Source organism: Ursidibacter arcticus (assembly GCF_009761375.1).
Lineage (GTDB): Bacteria > Pseudomonadota > Gammaproteobacteria > Enterobacterales > Pasteurellaceae > Ursidibacter > Ursidibacter arcticus.
Genome location: NZ_LEKM01000135.1, coordinates 1 through 22,131, shown reverse-complemented (window position 1 = coordinate 22,131; position 22,131 = coordinate 1). Strand labels below are relative to the sequence as shown.

Sequence of the window (22,131 nt, the reverse complement as noted above, 5' to 3'; positions counted from 1 at the left end):
ATGAAATCGGAAAAAATTAAAGAGCTTGCTCACCAACTAGGTGAAAAATACCAAAAAATTGAAGACTATTTCACAAATGGATCTTTTGTGATCAAATTTTACCCTTTCTTGATGTACCCTTGTGTACGCCAAACTCAATCACTATCAATAAAGTTTGTTGCTGTTTTATCGGTATTTATCGGGCTTTATTATCTTTTCACCGAATTGATGGCAATTTTATTTAGTGACGTATCTTTGGCAGCTTATTTTCATCATACTGCATTTGAACTTAGCTTACCAAATGGCACAATCATTGATAATAATGTTACGGTTAATTCACCATTATCATTCGCGATGAGAGCGTCTTTCTTTATACAAGGCTATCTCTTTTTCTTTATTTATCTACTTGGTGTTACTCGTATCACCCAACGCTTTCGTCTCATTAGTGGCTTATTGGCTCTCTTGTTTAGTTGCGGAATGGTTATTCTTTACTCCACTCAAAGTGGTAAATATATCGAAACCAGCGTACAGAATTTGGGTGGATCGCTTACTTTTCTATGTGGAAACATTGCAATGTTACTGATAGGATTTGGCATCAAATCTCGCTTACATCGTTCATTTAAAAATTTCAGTATTATTACAGGAATAATTGGTATAGCTGCTATTTTAACCACATTATTTTTCTCTCTACCCTATTTAGCTTTATTAGAAAGAGTAAGCGTTACTACCATTATGTTGTGGGAAGTCGCTCTCGGATTTGCTATTTTAAGACAGGTGAAAAAATGACGACAAAAATCCCCTTTATTGAACGCTATCGCCAACTAGTTGCCATTCCAACTATTAGTAGCTTAGAAGAAAAATACGATATATCTAATAAACCTCTTATTGAATTACTCGCCACTTGGTTAGCTGATTTTGGCTTTAAAACAGAGATTATTGCCGTAGAAGGCAGTCGTCAAAAATATAATTTGTTAGCAACTTATGGCGAAGGCGAAGGGGGATTACTCCTTGCAGGGCATACCGATACCGTTCCGTTTGATGAAGGACGTTGGACGATTGATCCATTCACACTGACTGAAAAAAATGGCAAATTCTATGGGCTTGGCTCAGCAGATATGAAAGGCTTTTTTGCATTTGTGGTAGAAGCGGTCAGCCAAATTGACCTTACACAATTAACCAAACCACTGCGTATTTTAGCCACTGCCGATGAAGAAACGACAATGCTAGGTGCAAGAACCTTTGCCCAACACGCTCATATTCGCCCTGATTGTGCCATCATAGGTGAACCGACTTCGCTAAAACCTATTCGAGCCCATAAAGGTCATTTAGCCGAAGCTATTCGAGTTATTGGTAAATCAGGACATTCAAGCGATCCTGCAAATGGCATCAATGCCATTGAAATTATGCACGAAGTGACAGGACGTTTAATTGGGCTACGCAATCAGCTACAACAGCAATATCGTAATGAGTTATTCAAAGTGCCTTATCCTACAATGAATTTTGGCAATATTCAGGGAGGTGATGCCCTTAATCGTATTTGTGCTTGCTGTGAATTACAAGTAGAGCTACGTCCTTTACCTGCCCTAGCGATTAAAGATCTACAAGGATTATTGACTGAAAACCTTGCACCGCTCATTGAAAAATGGGGAGATCGTATTGAAATCCGCCATTTACACGCAGGGATTGCAGGCTATGAATGTGACCATTCTGCCCAAATTGTACAAGTTGTAGAAAGATTATTAGGCGAGCAATGCGATGCAGTAAATTACTGTACGGAAGCCCCTTTTATTCAACAGCTCTGTCCAACATTAGTACTAGGCCCAGGAGCAATCGAACAAGCTCATCAGCCAGATGAATTTTTATCCGCAGAATTTATCGAACCAACGCAAAAATTATTAACGAAGTTAATCAACCATTTTTGCTTATAACGCAGATAAGCGGCTAGTTTAAGGTAAAAATTTACAATCTCTTGAGAGTTGCAAAATTTGTATTAAAACTCACCGCTTACAAGGAGAAACTATGTTTTTACAATCTCTGCAATTTAGTTTAAGCGTTACCTTACCTACCATTTTAATGTTATTACTAGGTATTATCTTACGGCGACGTAGAATGTTAGACGACCACTTCTGCCAAGTTGCGTCCAAACTCGTATTTAATATTGCTCTGCCTGCCCTATTATTTATCAACATTGTCAAACAACCTGCGGATTACAGTAGCCAAATTTGGTTAGTTGGGGCAGGGTTTCTCAGCACTTTTATTATCTACTTTAGTAGTGAATGGCTTGCGATACGGTATATTCGTGATAAATCTTATCGGGGGATTTTTGTGCAAGGTATTTTTCGTGGGAACTCAGGTATTCTAGGCTTGGCACTTTGTATCAACGCCTACGGAGCAATGGCAACCGCCCCTGCATCTGTTTATACTGCTTGTATCACACTACTGTTTAATGTCCTTGCCGTGATTACCCTAACCAATTCGCTCAGTGTTGGGAAACTTAGCCTACCTAGAATGGCAAAGTCGTTAATGACTAACCCTCTTATTATCGGTATTGTACTTGGGCTAATTGTGAGTAAATTTGATATTCCGTTACCGAGTTCTATTTTACGCACAGGAGATTATCTTGCTAATATTGCTCTCCCCATCGCACTAATCTGTGCAGGTGCAAGCCTTGATTTTAAACAACTAAAACGGTTCAAAAACAACCAAGAAAGCCAAACTCAAGTAAATAGCATTGTATGGTGGGCAAGCTTTGGGCGACTAATTGTATCTCCCCTTCTTACCATTTTTATTGGGAAATTCATTTTGGATTTAGATCCAATGTCTTTAGGTATTCTCTTCTTAATGTCCTCAACCCCTGTTGCAGCAGCAAGCTATGCAATGGTCAGAAATTTTGGTGGCGACGCAACCACAACAGCCAACATTATTGCAGTAACGATGTTAGGCTATATGTTTACATCTAGCATAGGTATCTTTATTTTAAAACAGTTACAGTGGATATAATCAGTAAAAAGAATGGATAAAAAAAGCCCTCATTTCTGAGGGCAAAGCTTTTGATCTTATTCTGGAGGTTTGAATTTCTGTTTTATAAAAGGAGACAAATAAAACAGGATCAAAAGTAAAAAAACTAAAGGAGGAAATTAGTTGGCTCCTCTTGCTGGACTTGAACCAGCGACATACGGATTAACAGTCCGCCGTTCTACCGACTGAACTAAAGAGGAACTAATCGCTGTGAATAATAGGCGAAATAGCAAAGGTCGTCAAACGACATAACCTATCTTTGCAATTCTTTAATTTTATTGAAAAAATTAATGATCTTTACAACAAACAGGACAACTTTCTTGCTTTGGTAGTTTCATCTCTCTTACTGCAAAATTCAAACCATCTATCATTAATAATTTACCCGATAAGGTTGAGCCAATATCTAACAAAACTTTAATCGTTTCAAGTGCTTGCAGACTTCCAATTATACCCACAATAGGTGCAATGACCCCAGCTTCAACACAACTCAATATATTTTGTCCGAATAATTGGCTTAAACATTGATAGCAAGGTTCCTCCTTTTGATAGCGAAAAACAGAAATCTGCCCTTCAAAACGAATTGCAGAACCAGAAACAAGCGGTCGTTTTTGCTGAAAACATTGCAAATTAAGCTGATTACGAACTTCTACATTATCTGTACAATCTACTACAACATCATAGTGAGCAATCAATGCTTGCCATTGTTCATCATTTAGTTTTTCTGCAACAGTTTCAATCTCAATATTCGGGTTAATTTGTGCTAATCGTTGTTTGGCGGATATGACTTTAAACTCATCGATCGTGGCATCTGTATGTAAAATTTGACGTTGTAAATTAGATAAAGAAACACGATCAAAATCAACTAACGTTAAATGTCCAACCCCTGCACTCGCTAAATATTGTGATGCCGCACAGCCCAATCCACCAAGCCCAACAAGCAATACTCGGCTAGCTTTTAAACGCTCTTGCCCGTCAAAATCCACACTTTTTAAACTAATTTGACGGTTATAACGTAATATCTCGTGGTCTGTCAGTTCCATTAAGTTAAAAATCCCTCTAATAATTCATTTAAAAATAACTTGCCCTGCTGCGTAATTTGCCAAGTGTCTGCGGTCTCGACTAAATAGTTTTTGTCTAACGCCCATTGCATTGTTGTTGCGACGTCAACCACATTCAAACCTGTATAGGCTTCAAATTCTGATTTTGGAGTTGGCTCTAATAAACGAAAACGGTTCATAAAAAACTCAAAAGGGCGATCTGCCAATTCAATTTGCTCTTGTTGATACAAGTACTCGCCACGCATATAGCCTTTTGGGTGTTTTGTTTTACTAAAACGATAAATCTCGCCTGTTGTATAACTGATTTTACCGTGAGCCCCACAGCCAATCGCTAAATAATCACCAAATCGCCAATAGTTTAAATTATGCTGGCATTGAAAACCCTGTTTTGCATAAGCAGACGTTTCATATTGAACATAACCTGCCTGACTTAATAACTGATGCCCTTGCTCAAAAATATCCCATAATTCATCATCATCGGGTAAAGTCGGCTGGCGATAATAAAACATCGTATTTGGCTCAATCGTTAATTGATACCACGAGAGATGTGGCGGAGCAAGATCGATAGCTTGATGAAGATCATCTAATGCTTGAGCCACTGACTGATTAGGTAATCCGTGCATTAAATCGACATTAAAACTACGCAATCCAAAATTTGCAGAATTTTGTGCAAATCTAACCGCTTGTTTGGCCTCTTGGCTATCGTGAATACGTCCTAGTTTTAATAATTTTTCAGGCTCAAAACTTTGAATACCCATTGAGATACGGTTTACCCCACCTTGAGCATAACCAATAAAACGCTCCGCTTCGGCTGTACCAGGGTTTGCCTCTAACGTGATTTCAATATTCGGTTCAAAATCAATACGTTTACGGATTTCTGCTAATAAATGGCTAATCCCTTGTGCAGAAAATAGACTAGGCGTACCACCCCCAATAAAAATAGAGTGAATTTTACGATCGCAGATCTCTTGTCGATAACGAACCAAATCTTGCTCTAAATCCAATAATAAATGTTGGATATATTCTGTTTCAGGAATAATGCCTTTTTGGGCGTGAGAATTGAAATCGCAATAAGGGCATTTCTGCACACACCAAGGAATATGAATATAAAGACTTAATGGGGGTAAAGTTAATTTCACGTTATTAAATAAATAGGGTTAGATACGCATAAAAATGGCGACATTATCCCTTGTCGCCTTTTGATTGTCTATTTGCTTTTGATTTATTACTAGCTAGTCACAAGGCACGATTTTGATTGCAAGCCCACCTGTTGATGTTTCACGGTATTTGGCATTCATATCTTTCCCTGTTTCATACATTGTCTCGATAACTTTATCTAAGGTAACTCGAGGTTGAGAAGTAAGCCTTAATGCCATTCGACAAGCATTGATTGCTTTTACTGATGCAATGGCATTACGTTCAATACAAGGCACTTGCACTTGCCCACCAACAGGGTCGCAAGTTAAACCTAAATTATGTTCCATTCCAATTTCTGCCGCACTACATACTTGATCAGGTGTACCGCCCATTATCTCAGCAAGCCCTGCTGCAGCCATTGAACAAGCAACACCAACTTCACCTTGACAACCAACTTCTGCTCCTGAAATAGATGCATTCATTTTATACAAAGAGCCAATCACACTTGCGGTTAGAAAATAGCGTTCCAACGTTTCTTGGTTCAGCTCGCCAACAAATTTACGGTAATATGCCAATACCGCTGGCACAATGCCACAAGCCCCATTTGTTGGTGCAGTAACCACTCGTCCCCCTGCTGCATTTTCTTCATTAACAGCTAATGCAAATAAATTGACCCAATCAATAATTTGCATAGGATCATTATTGAGTTTCCCTGTCGCTTCAAGGGTTCGGCGTAATGCAGCAGCTCGGCGAACAACTTTAAGTGGTCCTGGTAATAAACCTTCAGTATGTAAACCTCGCTGAATGCAAGCGTCCATTGTCTGCCAAACTTTTAACAAATAGTCGCTAATTTCCTGTTTAGAACGTAAAGCCAGCTCATTTTTCCAGACCAGTGATGATAAAGGTAAACCTTGCTGTTTACAGTGAGTGAGCAGATCTGTTGCATTTTGATAAGGAAAAGGAACTGTAACATTATTTTGTTTAGCACTATCAAAATTCTCATCAGACACAATAAAACCACCACCGATGGAATAATAGGTTTTCTCTAATAATAGCTTACCTTGAGAGAAAGCCTTAAAGCTCATTCCATTTTCGTGGCGTGGTAAGAAATCATAGTGAAACGGCATATCCGCAAAGAAATCAAATGAAATCAGTTTTTGATGCTCTACTTGAGCTTCCGCTACTCGTAATATTTTCTGTTCTTTAAGCTGACTAATGACATCTTCAATACAATCAATCTCAACATTATCAGGAAGATACCCCATCAACCCCATAATAATTGCCGTATCAGTGCTATGCCCACGTCCAGTTAATGCCAGTGAGCCATAAACATCTGCTTGTAAGCGGTCTGTTTTCGCTAAAAGTTTGCAATCAATTAGGCAATCAACAAACTCTTTTGCAGCTTTCATAGGCCCGACTGTATGAGAGCTAGAAGGCCCAACTCCCACTTTAAACATATCAAATACACTTATCATTTTGTCCACACTTAACGCTAATAAAATTGGCTATTCTATAAAATTTAAAAGAAACCGTACAGAATATAGCTTGATGGTGCAGTAACTTGATGGTGCAGTAACTTGATGGTGTAGTAAGATGAGTTTCATCGTTCCTCCAGATCTTTTGTAAATTATATAAATATAAAACTTGGCAAATAATAGCCTTTTTTACATAAAAACCACAATTTAAAATAGAGAAAAATATGATTAGGCAAAAGTCTGCTTTTCTAGTGAATTAACTGATAACCAATTAATAACATTATTTTATATATAATCATATGAAAATAATTTGATATAACGGTATAGATAGGAATGTCAGTATATTAGAGATAAAATTCCAAGTTTCTCGAAAATATCTCTAGTGAATGTATATCAGGGACGCCAGCGTGGCGTCCGTAATCATTTCCCCCCTTTAGCGAGAGCAAAGCGTAATAAACTATCTAACCCCCAACCAATTAGCCCAATAATTACAACAGCAGCCATCAATTCTGAATAAGCAAGGCGATCTCTTGTATCAAGTATGAAATAGCCTAACCCTTCATTTACCCCAAGCATCTCACAAGGTACTAATACGACCCAAGCAATCCCCATTGAAACTCTTAATCCTGTTAAAACGTGGCTACCAATCGCAGGTACAACGATTTTACATAAGGTTTCTGTTTTAGAGGCTGCCATTGAACGACTAAGTAACAGCCATTGTGGATCAATGCTTTTCACGCCAGCCGTAGTCGAAATAATTAAAGACCATACCGATGCAAAAGCCAGTAAGAAATAAACGGGTAAATCCCCTACGCCGAGTAGCATTACCACAATTGGCATCCACGAAAGCGGAGAGATCATTCGTAATAATTGAAAAGATGGCGTACACCACATTTCTAATTTTTTAGAAAATCCTAACGCAAGTCCAAGAGGCACGCCAACGAGTAATGCAGTGCCTAAGCCCACAGCAATTCGCCGTAAACTTGCCGTAATGTGCGGAATAATTTCGCCTGATGAAAATAACCACCAAAGGCTTTCAAATGTTGCTTGGGGAGCAAGATTAGTCGCAATCGGCACACTTTTTGCTAGTAGCAATGCTCCCCCTTGCCAAATTGCAAATAATGAGAGCAATCCACCCGCTCCCAATAGGTATTTTTGTTTCATAATTATCCTTATCAAACCGATTAAATCGCAATTTCTTCTACACGAGTCCAACCATTTTGTAAGTTAAAGGTTTCTAACCAACCACCTTGCTCTACGGCTTTCTTCACGAATTGTGGAGCATTTAGATCTCTAGCAACTTGGCTCGGATCAAGTTTAGCTAAGAAAGCATTATTGCCTGAGATATGTGTTTCTTTCAGCACTTCTACCAATTTTTCCATATAAGAATCAAAAGGATACGGTTGGAAACCAATACGCTCTTGGTGCCATTCAGGGTGCTGAATTGCACCAGTTTTGATGTAGTTTGCCCATTGTTGTTCTGTTGGTGCAAGCACTGCTTCTAATACTTTCTGATCGTGCGGAGTATAGCCGTTGCCACGAGAAAGAATTTTAGCGGTTTCTAAACGATCATTTAAGGTAAAGACTTGGGCTTCTGTTAAAGCATTAACAACTTTCTGCACCCATTCAGGACGCTCATTCACATCTTGTTCGTGCATAAGTGTTAAGCAACAAGCGTGATTACGCCAAACATCGCCACTAAAACGCAACACTTTACCAACATTCTTCGCTTCAGCCAGTGCATTGAATGGTTCTGCCACAATAAAGCCAGCAATATTACCGCTTGCAAGTGCTGCAACCATATCAGAAGGTGGCATTACCGTTAATTTAACTTCATTTGCTTGAGGTTCTTTTTCGGTAACAGAAAGATTATTTGCCCTTAATAATTGCTGTAACACAATGTTATGAATGGAATACCAAAATGGAATCGCAACCGTTTTTCCACCTAATTCCGCAACGCTGTTAATATCAGGGCGAACAGTCAATGCCGAGCCTGCTAAGTGATTCCACATCACGACTTTAACAGGTGCATTTGAGCCATATTTTGCCCATAAACTCATTGGAGAAAGTAGATGAACAACATTCACATTTCCACTTAAAAAGGCTTCTACTAATTGAGCCCAGCTACGAAACATAACAGGTTTTTCAACCGCAATGCCTTGCTTTTCAAATAGACCTTTTGCGTGAGCAACTAATAATGGCGTTGCATCGGTAATTGGTAAATAGCCAATGCGTAATGGTGCGTTACTATCAATTGCTCGTTTATTTTCTTGAGCTTGTAATAACGGGGCACTGCCTGCTACGGTAAATAAACTTAATAATTTTAAAAAATCTCTACGGTTGGTGTACATTTAAAACTCCTGTTAAATAAGGTATTCAAGGCTATTATGTTGTTTATGCTGTTGTTGGCTTGCTTGTAAAGTCTGCAAAATATCAAGACGAATATCATTTAATAACAATAGGTTATCTCGTGGAAATTCACTGACAATTTGCCATCGTCCAATAATATGAGCTGGTTGTTGGTTATTTTTTCCTAACAATAGAATGTTATCCGCAACAATTAAGGCTTCATCTATATCGTGAGTAATCATCACCGCAGTCGTATTATGATGACGCACAATCTCGTGTAGCATTTGTTGCATTTGCTCACGAATTACAGGATCAAGTGCAGAAAAAGGCTCATCTAATAAAATCAACTTAGGTTTACGAGCGATCGCTCTAGCTAAATTAACTCGTTGTGCCATTCCCCCTGAAAGTTCGTGTGGCATTGCATTACTGGCTTCTTTTAAACCGACTTCCTCAATGGCTTGTTCAACTCGTTGTTGAATTTCACCTTTAGACAGCTTTTCACGACAGGCGAAATCTAATCCAAAGGCAACATTTTGTTTTACATTTAGCCAAGGAAGCAGAGAGGGCGATTGAAATACGAAACCAATTTCCGCATTAGGTTGCTCAATTTGCTGATCAAACAGAGTAATAGAGCCTTGTTTGGCTTTATCTAAACCAGCAAGTACCCGTAGTAGTGAGGATTTTCCTACACCACTAGAGCCTAGCAAGCAAGTTAGTTCTCCTTGAGCAACTTCAAAAGAAACCTTTTCCAAAATGGTATTGAATTGGTTCTGTTTTACATAGCCGAGAGCAATATCAGTTACTTTTAACACAGGTTGTTTATCTCAATGAATATCAAATAATGGTTACATTAAGGAATAACGGACAAATAAGGAAAGAATCTCAAATTCTGTTATATGCTAATTTGGAATAAAAAATCTTATATCAATTAGGAATATAGAAATAACTTTGGTTATTTGTGGTGTTTAAGAAAAACATTACTATTTCAACTAGTTAAAAGTTATAACATTGGGAGTTAAGATGTCATTATTATCTGCTGATTTTGTGCAATGGCTAGATGCACACGCAAATGAGCTAGACCAATCTAATCAATATGCCGATGAGTTATTTTCTCGTGTCGCACAACAAGGTATTTTTAAAATTGGTGTGCCAGAAGAATTTGGTGGCGTAGGCGGAACGGTACAACAAGCAGTTGAATCTATTCAAGAAATTGCAAATCATTCCTTAACCGCTGCATTTATTACTTGGGGACATAGAACCCTTATCCAAAATTTAATTACAAGCCAAAATAGCATACCAAGAGAAACCTACTTAGCCGATCTACTGGCAGGGAAATTATCGGGCGGTACAGGTTTATCAAATGCCGTAAAATTCCTAACAGGCATTGAAGAATTGCAAGTCAAAATTGTTGAAAAAGATGGAAAGTGCTATTTACAAGGGCGTTTACCTTGGGTAACGAATTTAAGCCAAAAAGGTTTTGTTACCATTTTTGCGGCGGAATATGCCGATGGATCTAATCCCCCTGTGGTATTAGCATTACCTTATAATGCTGAGGGAGTAACTCGCACAGCAGAGCTACAATTAGTTGCTTTACAAGGCAGTAATACAGTAGGTGTTGTGCTAGATAATGTACCACTCAACCCAGATTGGATTTTAGACTATAATGCTTCGCAATATTTAGCTCAGATCCGCCCTGCATTTTTAGGTTTACAATGTGGAATGGCATTCGGTTTAGCTGAAAAAGCCTTAGCTGAAGTAGAAAAATCCTTATCGGGTAATCGCTCTGTATTGGAACCAGAATGGCAAGCTCAACGAAAAAAACTCACCGCATTACAAACACAGCTAGCGGAAGGGTTAAATCAAGCACATTATTTTATTGAAAATCCGAAAGCATTATTTCAAATTCGTATTGATATTGTTGATGTTGTTGCACAAAGTTTACTGTTAGAATTACAAGCATCAGGCGGAAGAGGATATTTACGCAATGGTGGTAGCGACTTTATTCGCCGTTGGCGAGAAGGGGCGTTCCTACCAGTCGTAACGCCTAGTGCTTTACAGCTTAAAACGATTTTACAAGCGGTAAGTTAATCTTTATTTTTTACATTTTCATTTTATATAGAGGTCAGAATGTCTAAATTTCAAATTCACACTATTGAAACAGCACCAGAAGCAGCAAAAGAGGCGTTAAAAGCGGTGCAACAAAATAACGGATATATTCCAAATTTAATTGGCGTACTTGCAAATGCACCTACGGCATTAGAAACTTACCGCACCGTTGGGGCAATCAATCAACGCAATAGCTTAACCCCAACAGAGCGAGAAGTGGTACAAATTACTGCAGCAGTGACTAACGGTTGTGGTTTCTGTGTGGCAGGGCATACCGCAATTTCTATTAAGCAGATCAAAATGCCTGATGAGTTATTACAAGCACTACGCAATACCACTGAAATTAGCGATCCAAAACTAAACACACTAGCAAAATTTACCCTTGCGGTAATCAACACTAAAGGTAAAGTGGGTGAAACATTACTCAATGAGTTTTTAGCGGCAGGTTACACGCAACAAAATGCGTTAGATGTTGTACTTGGCGTGAGTTTAGCGAGCTTGTGTAACTATGCAAATAACCTCGCAGATACGCCTATCAATCCAGAATTACAGCCGTATGCGTAATTAACTTATTGGTTGTCTACTATGTCATAATATCAAACAGCAGATCCTGTTTGATTTATATAAATTGAAAATCAGCAAGTAAAAATATTTGTCTACTATGCCAATACATTACTTGCTGAATATTATTTGTTAAATAATCAATTACTGCACCGCAATAATTTGTCCATTTTGGCAATCAACCACAACATCTTTATTCGGTAGCAATTTACCTGATAGAATTTGCTGTGCAAGTGAGTTTTCCACTTCTTGTTGAATAGCTCGTTTAAGCGGTCTTGCTCCAAAGAGTGGATCAAAGCCTGCATTACCAATATGATCAACTGCGGCATCTGTTACGGTAACGTTATAACCACGTTCTGCCATACGTTTAATTAAGCGTTGTAATTGAATTCGAGCAATTGCACGAATATTCGCTTTATCTAGTGGGTGGAATACAACAGTTTCATCAATACGGTTAATAAACTCTGGTCGGAAATGTTGCCCAACGACATTCATTACGATATTTTTCATCTCATCGTAGCTCATATTCTCTGCATTTTCTTGAATTAAATGTGATCCTAAATTTGATGTCATAATGACAACAGTATTACGAAAATCAACGGTTCTACCCTGTCCATCAGTTAAACGACCATCATCAAGCACTTGAAGTAAAATGTTAAATACATCAGGGTGTGCTTTTTCTACTTCATCAAGCAAAATAACTGAGTATGGGCGACGGCGAACTGCTTCCGTTAAATATCCACCTTCTTCATAACCTACATATCCTGGCGGAGCTCCAACTAAACGAGATACGCTGTGTTTTTCCATAAACTCTGACATATCAATACGCACCATTGCATCTTCACTATCAAACAAGAAGTTAGCAAGGGTTTTACAAAGTTCCGTTTTACCCACACCTGTTGGTCCTAAGAATAGGAACGATCCGATTGGGCGATTTGGATCAGACAATCCAGCTCGGCTACGGCGAATTGCATTCGCTACCGCATCTACCGCTTCTGCTTGTCCAATTACACGTTGATGTAAAACTTCTTCCATTCTAAGCAGTTTCTCTTTTTCGCCTTCCATCATTTTAGAGACTGGAATACCCGTTGCTTTTGAAAGAACTTCGGCAATTTCTTCATCAGTTACTTTGGTTCTTAATAATTGATTTTCCGCATTTTCATCTTCTCGTTTTTGTGCTTCTGCAAGCTGTTTCTCCAAATCAGGAATAACACCATATTGAAGTTCAGCCATTTTCTCAAAGTTATTCTCACGACGAGCTTGTTCCATTTTAAAACGAGCGTCTTCTAATTTCTCTTTGATATTCTGAGTGCCTAACAAAGCTGACTTTTCTGCTTTCCAAACTTCTTCCAATTCCGCATATTCACGCTCTCGAGCGGTGAGATCTTCGGTTAATTTTGCAAGTCTTTGGCGACTTGCTTCATCATCTTCTTTTTGAAGTGCTTGTTGCTCCAATTTTAGTTGGATAATACGGCGTTCCAAACGATCTAGTGGCTCAGGCTTAGAATCAATTTCCATACGCAAGCTAGATGCTGCTTCATCAATTAAATCAATCGCTTTATCGGGTAATTGGCGATCTGAAATATAACGATGCGAGAGTGTCGCTGCAGCAACGATTGCGGGGTCAGTAATTTGAACGTGATGATGAAGTTCATAGCGTTCTTTTAATCCACGCAAGATAGCGATGGTATCTTCCACTGTTGGCTCATCAACCAACACTTTTTGGAAACGGCGTTCAAGAGCAGCATCTTTCTCAATATATTGACGATATTCATCAAGTGTTGTCGCACCAACACAGTGTAATTCCCCACGAGCAAGAGAAGGCTTGAGTAAATTGCCTGCGTCCATTGCACCATCGGTTTTTCCTGCACCAACCATTGTATGAATTTCATCAATAAAGAGAATAACTTGCCCTTCTTCTTTGGCTAATTCATTTAATACTGCTTTTAAACGCTCTTCAAACTCACCACGATATTTTGCCCCTGCAATCAATGCTCCCATATCTAATGAGAGAACTCGTTTATTTTTTAAGCCTTCAGGGACTTCATTATTCACAATACGTTGTGCCAAACCTTCTACAATCGCTGTTTTACCCACCCCTGGCTCACCAATCAATACAGGGTTATTTTTGGTACGGCGTTGTAAGACTTGAACAGCTCGGCGAATTTCTTCATCACGTCCGATAACGGGATCTAATTTGCCACTTCTTGCTCTTTCTGTTAAATCAATTGTGTATTTTTGTAATGCCTGACGGGTTTCTTCTGCATTTTGACTATTCACGTTTTCTCCCCCACGAATTTGTTTTATTGCTGCACTAATTTTTTCTTTGGTTAATCCATATTGTTTGAGTAGTTTGCCTACTTCACCATTATCATCTAAAGCAGCTAAGACAAATAATTCTGATGATACAAAACTATCTCCAAATTGCTGAGATAATTTATCGCACTGATTTAATAAGCGGAAAAGCTGCTGCGAAGGCTGGATATTCGTACCTTCCACTTGAGGAAGACGCTGAATAATCATTTCCAATTCTTGAGTTAATTTAGCGGGTGCAACATTTAATGTACTAAATAATGGAGCAACCGAACCATCATTTTGTTTTAGTAATGCTAACAATAAATGTGCAGGTTCAATGTAAGCATTATCTTTTCCAACTGCGATAGATTGTGCATCTGCAATCGCTGATTGAAATTTACTGGTAAATTTATCAATATTCATATTTTTCCTTAAAATTCTTCTGTTGTTTAACATTCTGACATTGAGAGATTGAACTCTCGCTTGACAAAACAGTAAATTGGGATTGTCAAGTTAATTTCAAGTAAAAATGTGAAGAAGATCACAATAAGTTATTTAAGTGAATAAAAATCCATCAAATTATATCTTATTTGATTAATAACAGAAAAAATAGATAAGTTTTTTAATCTTGCAATTTGCTCAATAACTGCCCTAAGCTGTTTTTCAATCTCAATTGGCTCAAAACCTTGATGTTGCCAAGGGGCATCAGTTTCAATCATTAGGCGAGAAAGGGGAAATTGCTTTACCACCTTTTGTGTTTTGGGGTTATATAAAATATCGGGAGTTACACTAACGTAATAAGGCGTATGCAAAAGTTCATTTAACATTTCATCACTGGCTTTGAACCAATGAAAATGAGCTTTCTTCACTTGATATTTGCTCAGTAAGGATAAAGCAATATCCGTATCATCATATACAATATGCAAATTTAGCGGTAAATCATACCGCTTACTTAACTGAATAAACTGTTCAAATAGATCAATATAGGGCTGATAATCTAAACTGGGTTGCTCTTGCTTGTGATAATAAGGCAGCCCCACTTCTCCACAAGCGGTTAGATATTGATGATTTTTTGCAATCCAGTCAAATAAGCGATTTTGTTCATTTTCAGTCGGTAGATCTTGTTCAGGGTGAAAACCTGCACAGCAATAGATATGTGGAAAATATTTCTTCAAAGATAACAAGCGTTGGCTACTCTCTAAATTAGTTGCAACAGCAATAAATCCTTGTAAATTTGGATTGGAACAAATCTGAGTAATGTGTTCATCTGAAAATTGATCTAAGTGAATATGTCCGTCAAACATTGTTCAAATTACATTCTAAAAATAAGTAATAATTAGTATAAATTTAATTCGTATTTGTTCTAAGACTTCTTTTCAAATTTTTGATTTATATCACATTTTTCTAAAAATCATCTCAGTATAATCAGCTCAACATACTACATAACGGAGGCTGTATGGAAGACAATATCACTGTCAAAAAACTGATTGTCGGCACAATATCACTACTATGTGCCATTATTTTCTTTGGTGGATTTGCGAAGGATATTTTCGGTGGAATATTTGACTTCGGCAAATTAACAGGACAATTCCCAGAGTGGTTTAAAACAGCTGGGGGAACAAGTGCAAAAGGTGGATTTATCTTCGCTCTTTCACTTATCCCAAGTGTAATGCTTGCATTAGGGTTTGTCGCTATTTTTGAACATTACGGAGCATTAGCAGCCGCTTCAAAATGGCTTAGTCCTATCTTAAAACCAGTAATGGGTATTCCAGGTTCTTGTTCTATCTCTTTAATTGCCAGTACACAAAGTACTGATGCAGGTAGTTCAACTACAAAATTCTTGCGTAATGAAGGGAAAATTACCTATAAAGAATTGCTCATTTTTGCAGCATTCCAATTTAGTGCAGGAGCGTTATTAACCAACTTCTTATCATCATTCGCACCATTATTATTAGTGAGCGATAAAGCAGGCACAACAGCACCAGTTTCGATTGCGATGTGCTTGGGAATTATTTTTGTCTTTAAAATTGTTGGGGCAAACTTAATGCGTTTATATGTCAAAAAATTTGTGAAAGATGACGAGGTGGAAGTATGAGTAGCCAAAATAAATTAATCACTGATATTTTTATTGATGGTGCGAAAAAAGGTTGGAATATCGCAATCAATAGTACTGTTCCAAATGTTTTGATGGCATTCGTCATCATTTATATGCTAAATACTTCGGGTTTATTAAAAATATTTGGCGAATATTTGGGCTTTATTATGGTTCCACTCGGCTTACCAGGCGAATCTATTGCAGTATTCCTAGCGGCATTTCTTAGTTGGGGTGGTGCAGCTGGTGTGCTAGTTGCGTTAGTCCAAGAAGGTGTTTTGAATGCACAACATATTGCGATTTTAATTCCTGGAATGGCATTAGTGGGTTCAACTGTTCAGTATATGGGCAGAATACTAGGCGTATTAGGTGTGCCAGGTAAGCATTATTTAATCTTATTTGGTATCTGTATTATCAATGCCTACCTAGCAATGTTAGTAATGCGTTTTGTTATTTAATTTAAAACGGCTTGGCTCTTTTTACGGAGTTAAGCCGTTTTATTTTTACGTTTAATACAAGTCTATAATACTTATATATTTACAATTTAAAGTCATCAAAATCTTCTACATTGATATTTGCATCAATTTGCCCTACAAGATAAGAGCTAACCTCGACCTCTTGCGGTGCAACCTGTACATTATCGGATACAAGCCAAGCATTGATCCAAGGAATTGGATTACTTTTAGTTGGAAATGGCGTACCTAAACCGATCGCATTCATTCGAATATTGGCGATATATTCAACATATTGGCAAAGAATCGTTTCATTTAACCCCATCATTGAGCCATCTTTAAAGAGATATTTCGCCCACTCTTTTTCTTGTTGCACTACGTCCATAAAAAGTTGGAAAGATTGTTCACGACACTCTTGTGCTATCCGCATAAAATCATCGTCATCTTTGCCATACGCCATTAAATTTAGTATGTGCTGTGTACCTGTTAAGTGCAAGGCTTCATCTCGAGCAATAAACTTAATAATTTTAGCATTACCCTCCATCAATTTTCGTTCTGCAAATGCGAATGAACAAGCAAAAGAAACATAAAAACGTATCGCTTCTAAAGCGTTGATAGATTGCATACAAAGATATAATTTTCGTTTCAGCTCATATAGCGTAACTTGTCTTTTTTGACCGTCTATATTGAATTCGCCTTCGCCAAAAATTTGGTAGAGTTGTGCATCTAAAACTAATTCATCGTAGTAGGTTGAAATATCCCTTGCTCTTTTTTGGATCTCTTCATTTTCAACAATATCATCAAAAATGATAGATGGATCATTAACAATATTTCGGATAATGTGAGTATAAGATCGGGAGTGGATAGTTTCACTAAAAGACCAAGTTTCAATCCACGTTTCGAGTTCTGGAATTGAGCAAATTGGTAATAAAACTGCATTAGGCCCCCGCCCTTGAATTGAGTCGAGCAATGTTTGATATTTTAAATTACTGATAAAAATATGTTTTTCGTGTTCAGGTAAACCTTGGTAGTCAATACGATCTTGGGAAACATCAATCTCTTCAGGTCGCCAGAAAAATGAGAGCTGTTTTTCAATGAGTTTTTCAAAAATTTCATATTTTTGCTGATCATAACGTGCAACATTAACGTTTTGTCCAAAAAACATCGGTTCTTCAAGTTGGTTATTTTTATGCTGAGAAAAAGTGGTATATGCCATAGTGTGATCCTTATTGATATTGTTTTATTGATTGCCTATGCAAAAAATCAGGCAAATCTGCCCGCTTGTATCTAAATACGACAAGCCCCGCTGTCACAATTTGTGATGTTATCTTGTGCATCGTCCGCACCATCTCGGGTATTTTGATAATAAAGCGTCTTTAAGCCATATTTATAGGCAATCAATAGATCATTAAGCAAACTCTTCATTGGCACTTTTCCATCAGGAAAACGAGTAGGATCATAATTAGTATTCGTTGAAATAGCTTGATCGACAAACTTTTGCATTATGCCGACCAGTTGCAAATAACCGTTGTTATTTGGAATATCCCATAATAGCTCATATTGGTTGGATAACCTTTCATATTCAGGAACAACTTGGCGTAATATGCCATCTTTTGATGCTTTAATGCTGACATATCCTCGTGGAGGTTCAATACCGTTAGTTGCATTGGAAATTTGTGATGAAGTTTCTGATGGCATTAAGGCGGTCAATGTTGAATTTCGTAAACCATACTGCAGAATATCTGTTCTTAGCTGTTCCCAATCATAATGTAGCGGTTCTGTGGTCAAAGTGTCTATATCTGATTTATAAGTATCAATTGGCAAAATACCTTGTGAATAAGTGGTTTGATTAAAATATTCACAAGCCCCTTGCTCTTTGGCTAACTGATTTGAGGCTTTTAATAGATAGTATTGAATAGCTTCAAATGTACGATGAGTGAGATTATTTGCACTACCATCGGAATATTTCACACCATTTTTAGCTAAATAGTAGGCAAAGTTAATCACTCCAATACCTAACGATCGTCTTTTAATTGAGCTTATTTCAGCTTCTTTTAACGGGTAATCTTGATAATCCAGTAAGGCATCTAAGGCTCGTACGGCTAAATCAGCGAGTTCTTCCAATTCATCTAAGTGCTTTAAAGCACCCAAATTAAATGCAGATAAGGTGCAGAGTGCGATTTCCCCTTCATCCGCATTGTCATCATTAAGTGGTTTAGTCGGTAAAGCAATTTCTAAACATAAATTAGATTGCTTGATAGGCGCAAGGCTGGCTATAAAAGGAGAATGAGTATTACAGTGATCGACATTTTGGATATAAATTCGCCCTGTTGATGCACGTTCTTGCATCAATAAGGAAAATAGCTCTGTTGCTTTTACGGTTTGCTTACGAATAGTGGGATCTTGTTCGTATTGAATATATAACTGTTCAAATAAGTTTTGATCAGCAAAAAAAGCATCATATAGTTTAGGCACATCAGACGGGCTGAATAGGGTAATATTTTCACCCTTAATTAAACGTTGATACATTAGCTTGTTCAGTTGAACACCGTAATCCATATGGCGAACACGATTATCTTCTACCCCACGATTATTTTTCAACACTAGTAGGCTTTCCACTTCCAAATGCCAAATGGGGTAAAAAACGGTCGCAGCACCACCCCGAACCCCACCTTGAGAACAAGATTTTACCGCTGCTTGAAATAATTTATAAAATGGAATACAGCCCGTATGAAATGCTTCACCATTACGAATTGGACTGCCTAATGCTCGAATAGCCCCCGCATTGATGCCGATACCCGCTCGTTGGGAAACATATTTAACAATCGCAGATGCTGTGGCATTGATGGAATTTAAACTATCGCCACACTCAATCAATACGCAGGAGCTAAATTGTCTGGTTGGAGTGCGTACACCAGCCATAATTGGAGTCGGCAATGAAATCTTGAATGTTGAAATTGCGTTGTAAAATCGTTGAATATAGTCTAGGCGAGTTTCTTTCGGGTAAGTACTAAATAAACAAGTTGCAATCAAGATATAGAGAAATTGAGGGCTTTCGTAAATCTCGCCTGATACTCGATTTTGTATTAGATATTTTCCTTGTAATTGATTGACTGCCGCATAAGAAAAATTTAAATCTCGATTATGATCGATAAAAGTATCTATTTTATCAAGCTCTTCACGACTATATTCTGTCAATAAACTAGGATCATATTTCCCACAGCGAACCATTTTTTTTACTTGTTCATATAAATGCGGCGGTTCAAATCTGGAATAGGCTTTTTTGCGTAAATGAAATATTGCCAAACGTGCGGCTAAATATTGATAATCGGGGGATTCTTGAGAAATCAGATCGGCTGCGGCTTTTATAATAGTCTCGTGAATATCTGATGTTTTAATACCGTCATAAAATTGAATATGTGATCGTAATTCAACTTGTGAAACAGATACATTTTCTAATCCTTCTGCTGCCCAAGTTATGACACGGTGGATCTTATCTAAATTAATTGGCTCTAAACGTCCATCACGTTTAGTCACCATTAGCGTATCAGTCATCTGATGTCTCCTATGTAGATTATAAATTAACATTAGTCACTCATCAGGCACTATATATAGTATTCCCCTGAGTAACGAGACACAAGATAATGTTATTCAGTAAAAATTTCAAATAGAAAATTTTGTCAATTTAATTGACATCTAATAACCCATTCAATTCTAAGTATTTTTAAAAAGAAAAAGGCAGGAAAATTCCTGCCTTTGCTCGAAAAACGAAAATTAACGTTTTGAGTATTGTGGACGACGACGTGCTTTGTGTAAACCCACTTTTTTACGTTCAACGCGACGAGCATCACGAGTAACGAAGCCAGCTGCACGAAGTGCTGGGCGTAAAGTTTCATCGTATTCCATTAACGCACGAGTGATACCGTGACGGATTGCACCCGCTTGACCAGAAATACCACCACCTTTAACTGTGATGTATAGGTCTAATTTATCAGTTAACTCAACTAATTCTAACGGCTGACGAACCACCATACGAGCAGTTTCACGGCCGAAGTAAACTTCTAAAGAACGTTGGTTAATAGTAATGTTACCACTGCCCGGTTTGATAAATACACGAGCTGAAGAGCTTTTGCGGCGACCTGTGCCGTAGTTTTGATTTGCTGCTGTCATTTTTATGCTCCGTGATTAGATATCTAAAACTTGAGGTTGTTGTGCAGCGTGATTGTGCTCAGCACCTGCATACACTTTTAATTTACGGAACATTGCACGACCTAATGGGCCTTTTGGCAACATACCTTTAACCGCAATTTCAATCACTGCTTCTGGACGACGAGCAATCATTTCTTTGAAAGTAGCATCTTTGATACCACCTACATAGCCAGTGTGCCAGTAGTAGATTTTGTCAGTTTCTTTTTTACCTGTTACTGCTACTTTTTCCGCATTGATAACGATGATGTAATCACCTGTATCTACGTGTGGAGTGTACTCTGCCTTGTGTTTACCACGAAGACGGCGTGCTAATTCAGTAGCTAAACGACCTAAAGTTTTACCTGTCGCATCTACTACATACCAGTCACGTTGAACTGTTTCTGGTTTTGCTACAAAAGTTTTCATTAATTAAATACCAATCTAAAATTGTTTAAACCCAATATCCTAAGATATTACCTAATACGGTAGAATCCGACCCCTTCGAGTCAATTCTGACCAAACTTGTGTGATGGGAATATCACACAAAAACAGGGTGGCGAAATTATACAGATCTTTTAAAGAAAAAGCGAAGTATTTTATAAAAAAATATCTAATTTGCGACTATTTTCAAAAATTCATAAATTACTTTAGAATTTAACTTCTCATTGAAACAAGAAAATGATAAAAATAGATAATTTCAGTCAAAAAACAGGAGTACATTATGGAACAATGGTCAAATGAAATTTGGTTAGCAATCGTTGCTGCATTTATTGTGGGTATAATCATAGGATATGTTGTACTAAAAGCGACTAACGCCAATGCACAAAAACAACAAAAACTAGAAAATGAGTTAAAAACAACTACTGCTAAATTAGATGCCCAAAAAGAGCAACTAGAACAACATTTTCAACAATCGGCGAATTTACTCGCAACTTTAGCAGAGGACTATAAGAAACTTTACACACATTTAGCAAAAGGCTCTCAAAACCTACTTTCTGATGAAGCTACACAGAAAATTGAATTTTTCAAGCAATCTCAATTAACAGAAAAATCAACAAATGATGATGAACAGCCAAAAGATTATTCCGAAGGGTCTTCTGGTATTTTAAAATCAAAGGTAGATTAATTCATAGTCGCCTAAAATTTTTCTATATAAATAATCTCAAAAAGAGGCGTAATGGACAAAAATCCCACATTTTTGTCCATTACGCCGATTATTTCGGTGTAATGGACAAAATGGTTGCTAAAAAGTGCGTTAAGAGCTTATAGTATAAGGCTTTAACGCACTTTTTTGAAAATGAATAAAAAACTTGTCCTTTTTGTAAAAATCAAAATATAAAGAAGCACGGTACACAAAATAACACTCAACGTTATAAATGTAATTGCTGTAATAAAACATTTACCTTTCAACATAAAATAAA

At 37.5% G+C, this 22,131-nt stretch carries 20 protein-coding genes, 1 tRNA gene and 1 pseudogene; 9 read left to right on the top strand and 13 right to left on the bottom strand.

The features are described from left to right. The 3 genes from A1D25_RS05490 to A1D25_RS05480 all read left to right on the top strand — a co-directional run bounded on the left by A1D25_RS05490 (window position 1) and on the right by A1D25_RS05480 (window position 2,979). A complete protein-coding gene (locus A1D25_RS05490; protein ID WP_157394692.1) occupies window positions 1-765 on the top strand; it encodes a DUF998 domain-containing protein in 765 nt (254 codons plus the stop codon). Continuing rightward, window positions 762-1,907, top strand: a complete 1,146-nt coding sequence (gene argE / locus A1D25_RS05485; RefSeq protein WP_157394691.1) for an acetylornithine deacetylase — start codon at window positions 762-764, stop codon at window positions 1,905-1,907. The genes A1D25_RS05490 and argE overlap by 4 nt, the downstream gene beginning before the upstream one ends. A gap of 91 nt (window positions 1,908-1,998) precedes the next feature. Further along, a complete protein-coding gene (locus A1D25_RS05480) occupies window positions 1,999-2,979 on the top strand; it encodes an AEC family transporter (RefSeq protein WP_157394690.1) in 981 nt (326 codons plus the stop codon). A 142-nt stretch (window positions 2,980-3,121) separates the two neighbouring features. On the opposite strand, the gene A1D25_RS05475 is transcribed toward A1D25_RS05480, so the two are convergent. The 7 genes from A1D25_RS05475 to A1D25_RS05445 form a co-directional block, all read right to left on the bottom strand. Next, a tRNA-Asn gene (locus A1D25_RS05475) sits at window positions 3,122-3,197 on the bottom strand. Window positions 3,198-3,284: 87 nt separating this feature from the next. After that, window positions 3,285-4,037 carry a molybdopterin-synthase adenylyltransferase MoeB gene (gene moeB, locus A1D25_RS05470; RefSeq protein WP_157394689.1) on the bottom strand — a complete coding sequence of 251 codons (753 nt, stop codon included), beginning with the start codon at window positions 4,035-4,037 and terminating at the stop codon, window positions 3,285-3,287. Further along, on the bottom strand, window positions 4,037-5,194 hold the full coding sequence (gene hemW, locus A1D25_RS05465; protein WP_157394688.1) for a radical SAM family heme chaperone HemW: 1,158 nt from the start codon (window positions 5,192-5,194) through the stop codon (window positions 4,037-4,039). Before hemW ends, moeB begins: the two co-directional genes overlap by 1 nt. Before the next feature lie 93 nt (window positions 5,195-5,287). Then, the gene (locus A1D25_RS05460) at window positions 5,288-6,667 is read right to left on the bottom strand and encodes an L-serine ammonia-lyase (protein WP_157394687.1); all 1,380 of its coding nucleotides are present in this window, start codon (window positions 6,665-6,667) and stop codon (window positions 5,288-5,290) included. 420 nt (window positions 6,668-7,087) lie between these two features. Beyond that, on the bottom strand, window positions 7,088-7,831 hold the full coding sequence (locus A1D25_RS05455) for an ABC transporter permease (RefSeq protein ID WP_157394686.1): 744 nt from the start codon (window positions 7,829-7,831) through the stop codon (window positions 7,088-7,090). 20 nt (window positions 7,832-7,851) lie between these two features. Beyond that, window positions 7,852-9,018: an ABC transporter substrate-binding protein gene (locus tag A1D25_RS05450; RefSeq protein ID WP_157394685.1), complete on the bottom strand. Its 1,167-nt coding sequence runs from the start codon at window positions 9,016-9,018 to the stop codon at window positions 7,852-7,854. Between the two features lie 12 nt (window positions 9,019-9,030). Continuing rightward, entirely contained in the window at window positions 9,031-9,828 is a 798-nt protein-coding gene (locus tag A1D25_RS05445) for an ABC transporter ATP-binding protein (protein ID WP_157394684.1), read from the bottom strand. Between the two features lie 208 nt (window positions 9,829-10,036). Between A1D25_RS05445 and A1D25_RS05440 the strand changes: the two genes are divergently transcribed. Both A1D25_RS05440 and A1D25_RS05435 read left to right on the top strand, forming a co-directional pair. Then, window positions 10,037-11,104, top strand: a complete 1,068-nt coding sequence (locus A1D25_RS05440) for an acyl-CoA dehydrogenase family protein (RefSeq protein ID WP_157394683.1) — start codon at window positions 10,037-10,039, stop codon at window positions 11,102-11,104. A 39-nt stretch (window positions 11,105-11,143) separates the two neighbouring features. Beyond that, window positions 11,144-11,686 (top strand): carboxymuconolactone decarboxylase family protein, encoded by a 543-nt coding sequence (locus tag A1D25_RS05435; RefSeq protein ID WP_157394682.1) that lies wholly within the window; start codon window positions 11,144-11,146, stop codon window positions 11,684-11,686. Window positions 11,687-11,827: 141 nt separating this feature from the next. On the opposite strand, the gene clpB is transcribed toward A1D25_RS05435, so the two are convergent. Both clpB and A1D25_RS05425 read right to left on the bottom strand, forming a co-directional pair. Then, on the bottom strand, window positions 11,828-14,401 hold the full coding sequence (gene clpB, locus A1D25_RS05430) for an ATP-dependent chaperone ClpB (RefSeq protein ID WP_157394681.1): 2,574 nt from the start codon (window positions 14,399-14,401) through the stop codon (window positions 11,828-11,830). 128 nt (window positions 14,402-14,529) lie between these two features. Beyond that, window positions 14,530-15,282 carry a TatD family hydrolase gene (locus A1D25_RS05425; RefSeq protein WP_157394680.1) on the bottom strand — a complete coding sequence of 251 codons (753 nt, stop codon included), beginning with the start codon at window positions 15,280-15,282 and terminating at the stop codon, window positions 14,530-14,532. 152 nt (window positions 15,283-15,434) lie between these two features. Here A1D25_RS05425 and A1D25_RS05420 point away from each other — a divergent pair, with 152 nt between their 5' ends. Next, the gene (locus tag A1D25_RS05420; RefSeq protein ID WP_157394679.1) at window positions 15,435-16,073 is read left to right on the top strand and encodes a nucleoside recognition domain-containing protein; all 639 of its coding nucleotides are present in this window, start codon (window positions 15,435-15,437) and stop codon (window positions 16,071-16,073) included. Further along, complete coding sequence (locus A1D25_RS05415; protein ID WP_157394678.1) at window positions 16,070-16,528, top strand: YjiG family protein; 459 nt, start codon at window positions 16,070-16,072, stop codon at window positions 16,526-16,528. The genes A1D25_RS05420 and A1D25_RS05415 overlap by 4 nt, the downstream gene beginning before the upstream one ends. A 79-nt stretch (window positions 16,529-16,607) precedes the next feature. Here the strand turns inward: A1D25_RS05415 and nrdB are convergent, their stop codons facing one another. The 4 genes from nrdB to rplM form a co-directional block, all read right to left on the bottom strand. Continuing rightward, a complete protein-coding gene (nrdB, locus tag A1D25_RS05410; protein WP_157394677.1) occupies window positions 16,608-17,738 on the bottom strand; it encodes a class Ia ribonucleoside-diphosphate reductase subunit beta in 1,131 nt (376 codons plus the stop codon). Window positions 17,739-17,809: 71 nt separating this feature from the next. Beyond that, on the bottom strand, window positions 17,810-20,077 hold the full coding sequence (gene nrdA / locus A1D25_RS05405) for a class 1a ribonucleoside-diphosphate reductase subunit alpha (protein ID WP_157394676.1): 2,268 nt from the start codon (window positions 20,075-20,077) through the stop codon (window positions 17,810-17,812). 219 nt (window positions 20,078-20,296) lie between these two features. Then, window positions 20,297-20,692, bottom strand: coding sequence for a 30S ribosomal protein S9 (gene rpsI / locus A1D25_RS05400; RefSeq protein WP_157394675.1), 396 nt, complete (start codon window positions 20,690-20,692; stop codon window positions 20,297-20,299). Between the two features lie 15 nt (window positions 20,693-20,707). Beyond that, window positions 20,708-21,136, bottom strand: a complete 429-nt coding sequence (gene rplM, locus A1D25_RS05395; protein ID WP_157394674.1) for a 50S ribosomal protein L13 — start codon at window positions 21,134-21,136, stop codon at window positions 20,708-20,710. Window positions 21,137-21,431: 295 nt separating this feature from the next. Between rplM and A1D25_RS05390 the strand changes: the two genes are divergently transcribed. Both A1D25_RS05390 and A1D25_RS11260 read left to right on the top strand, forming a co-directional pair. Continuing rightward, window positions 21,432-21,836 (top strand): Z-ring associated ZapG family protein, encoded by a 405-nt coding sequence (locus A1D25_RS05390; protein WP_157394673.1) that lies wholly within the window; start codon window positions 21,432-21,434, stop codon window positions 21,834-21,836. Between the two features lie 194 nt (window positions 21,837-22,030). Continuing rightward, window positions 22,031-22,131, top strand: a pseudogene (locus tag A1D25_RS11260) (IS1/IS1595 family N-terminal zinc-binding domain-containing protein); the annotation flags it as partial.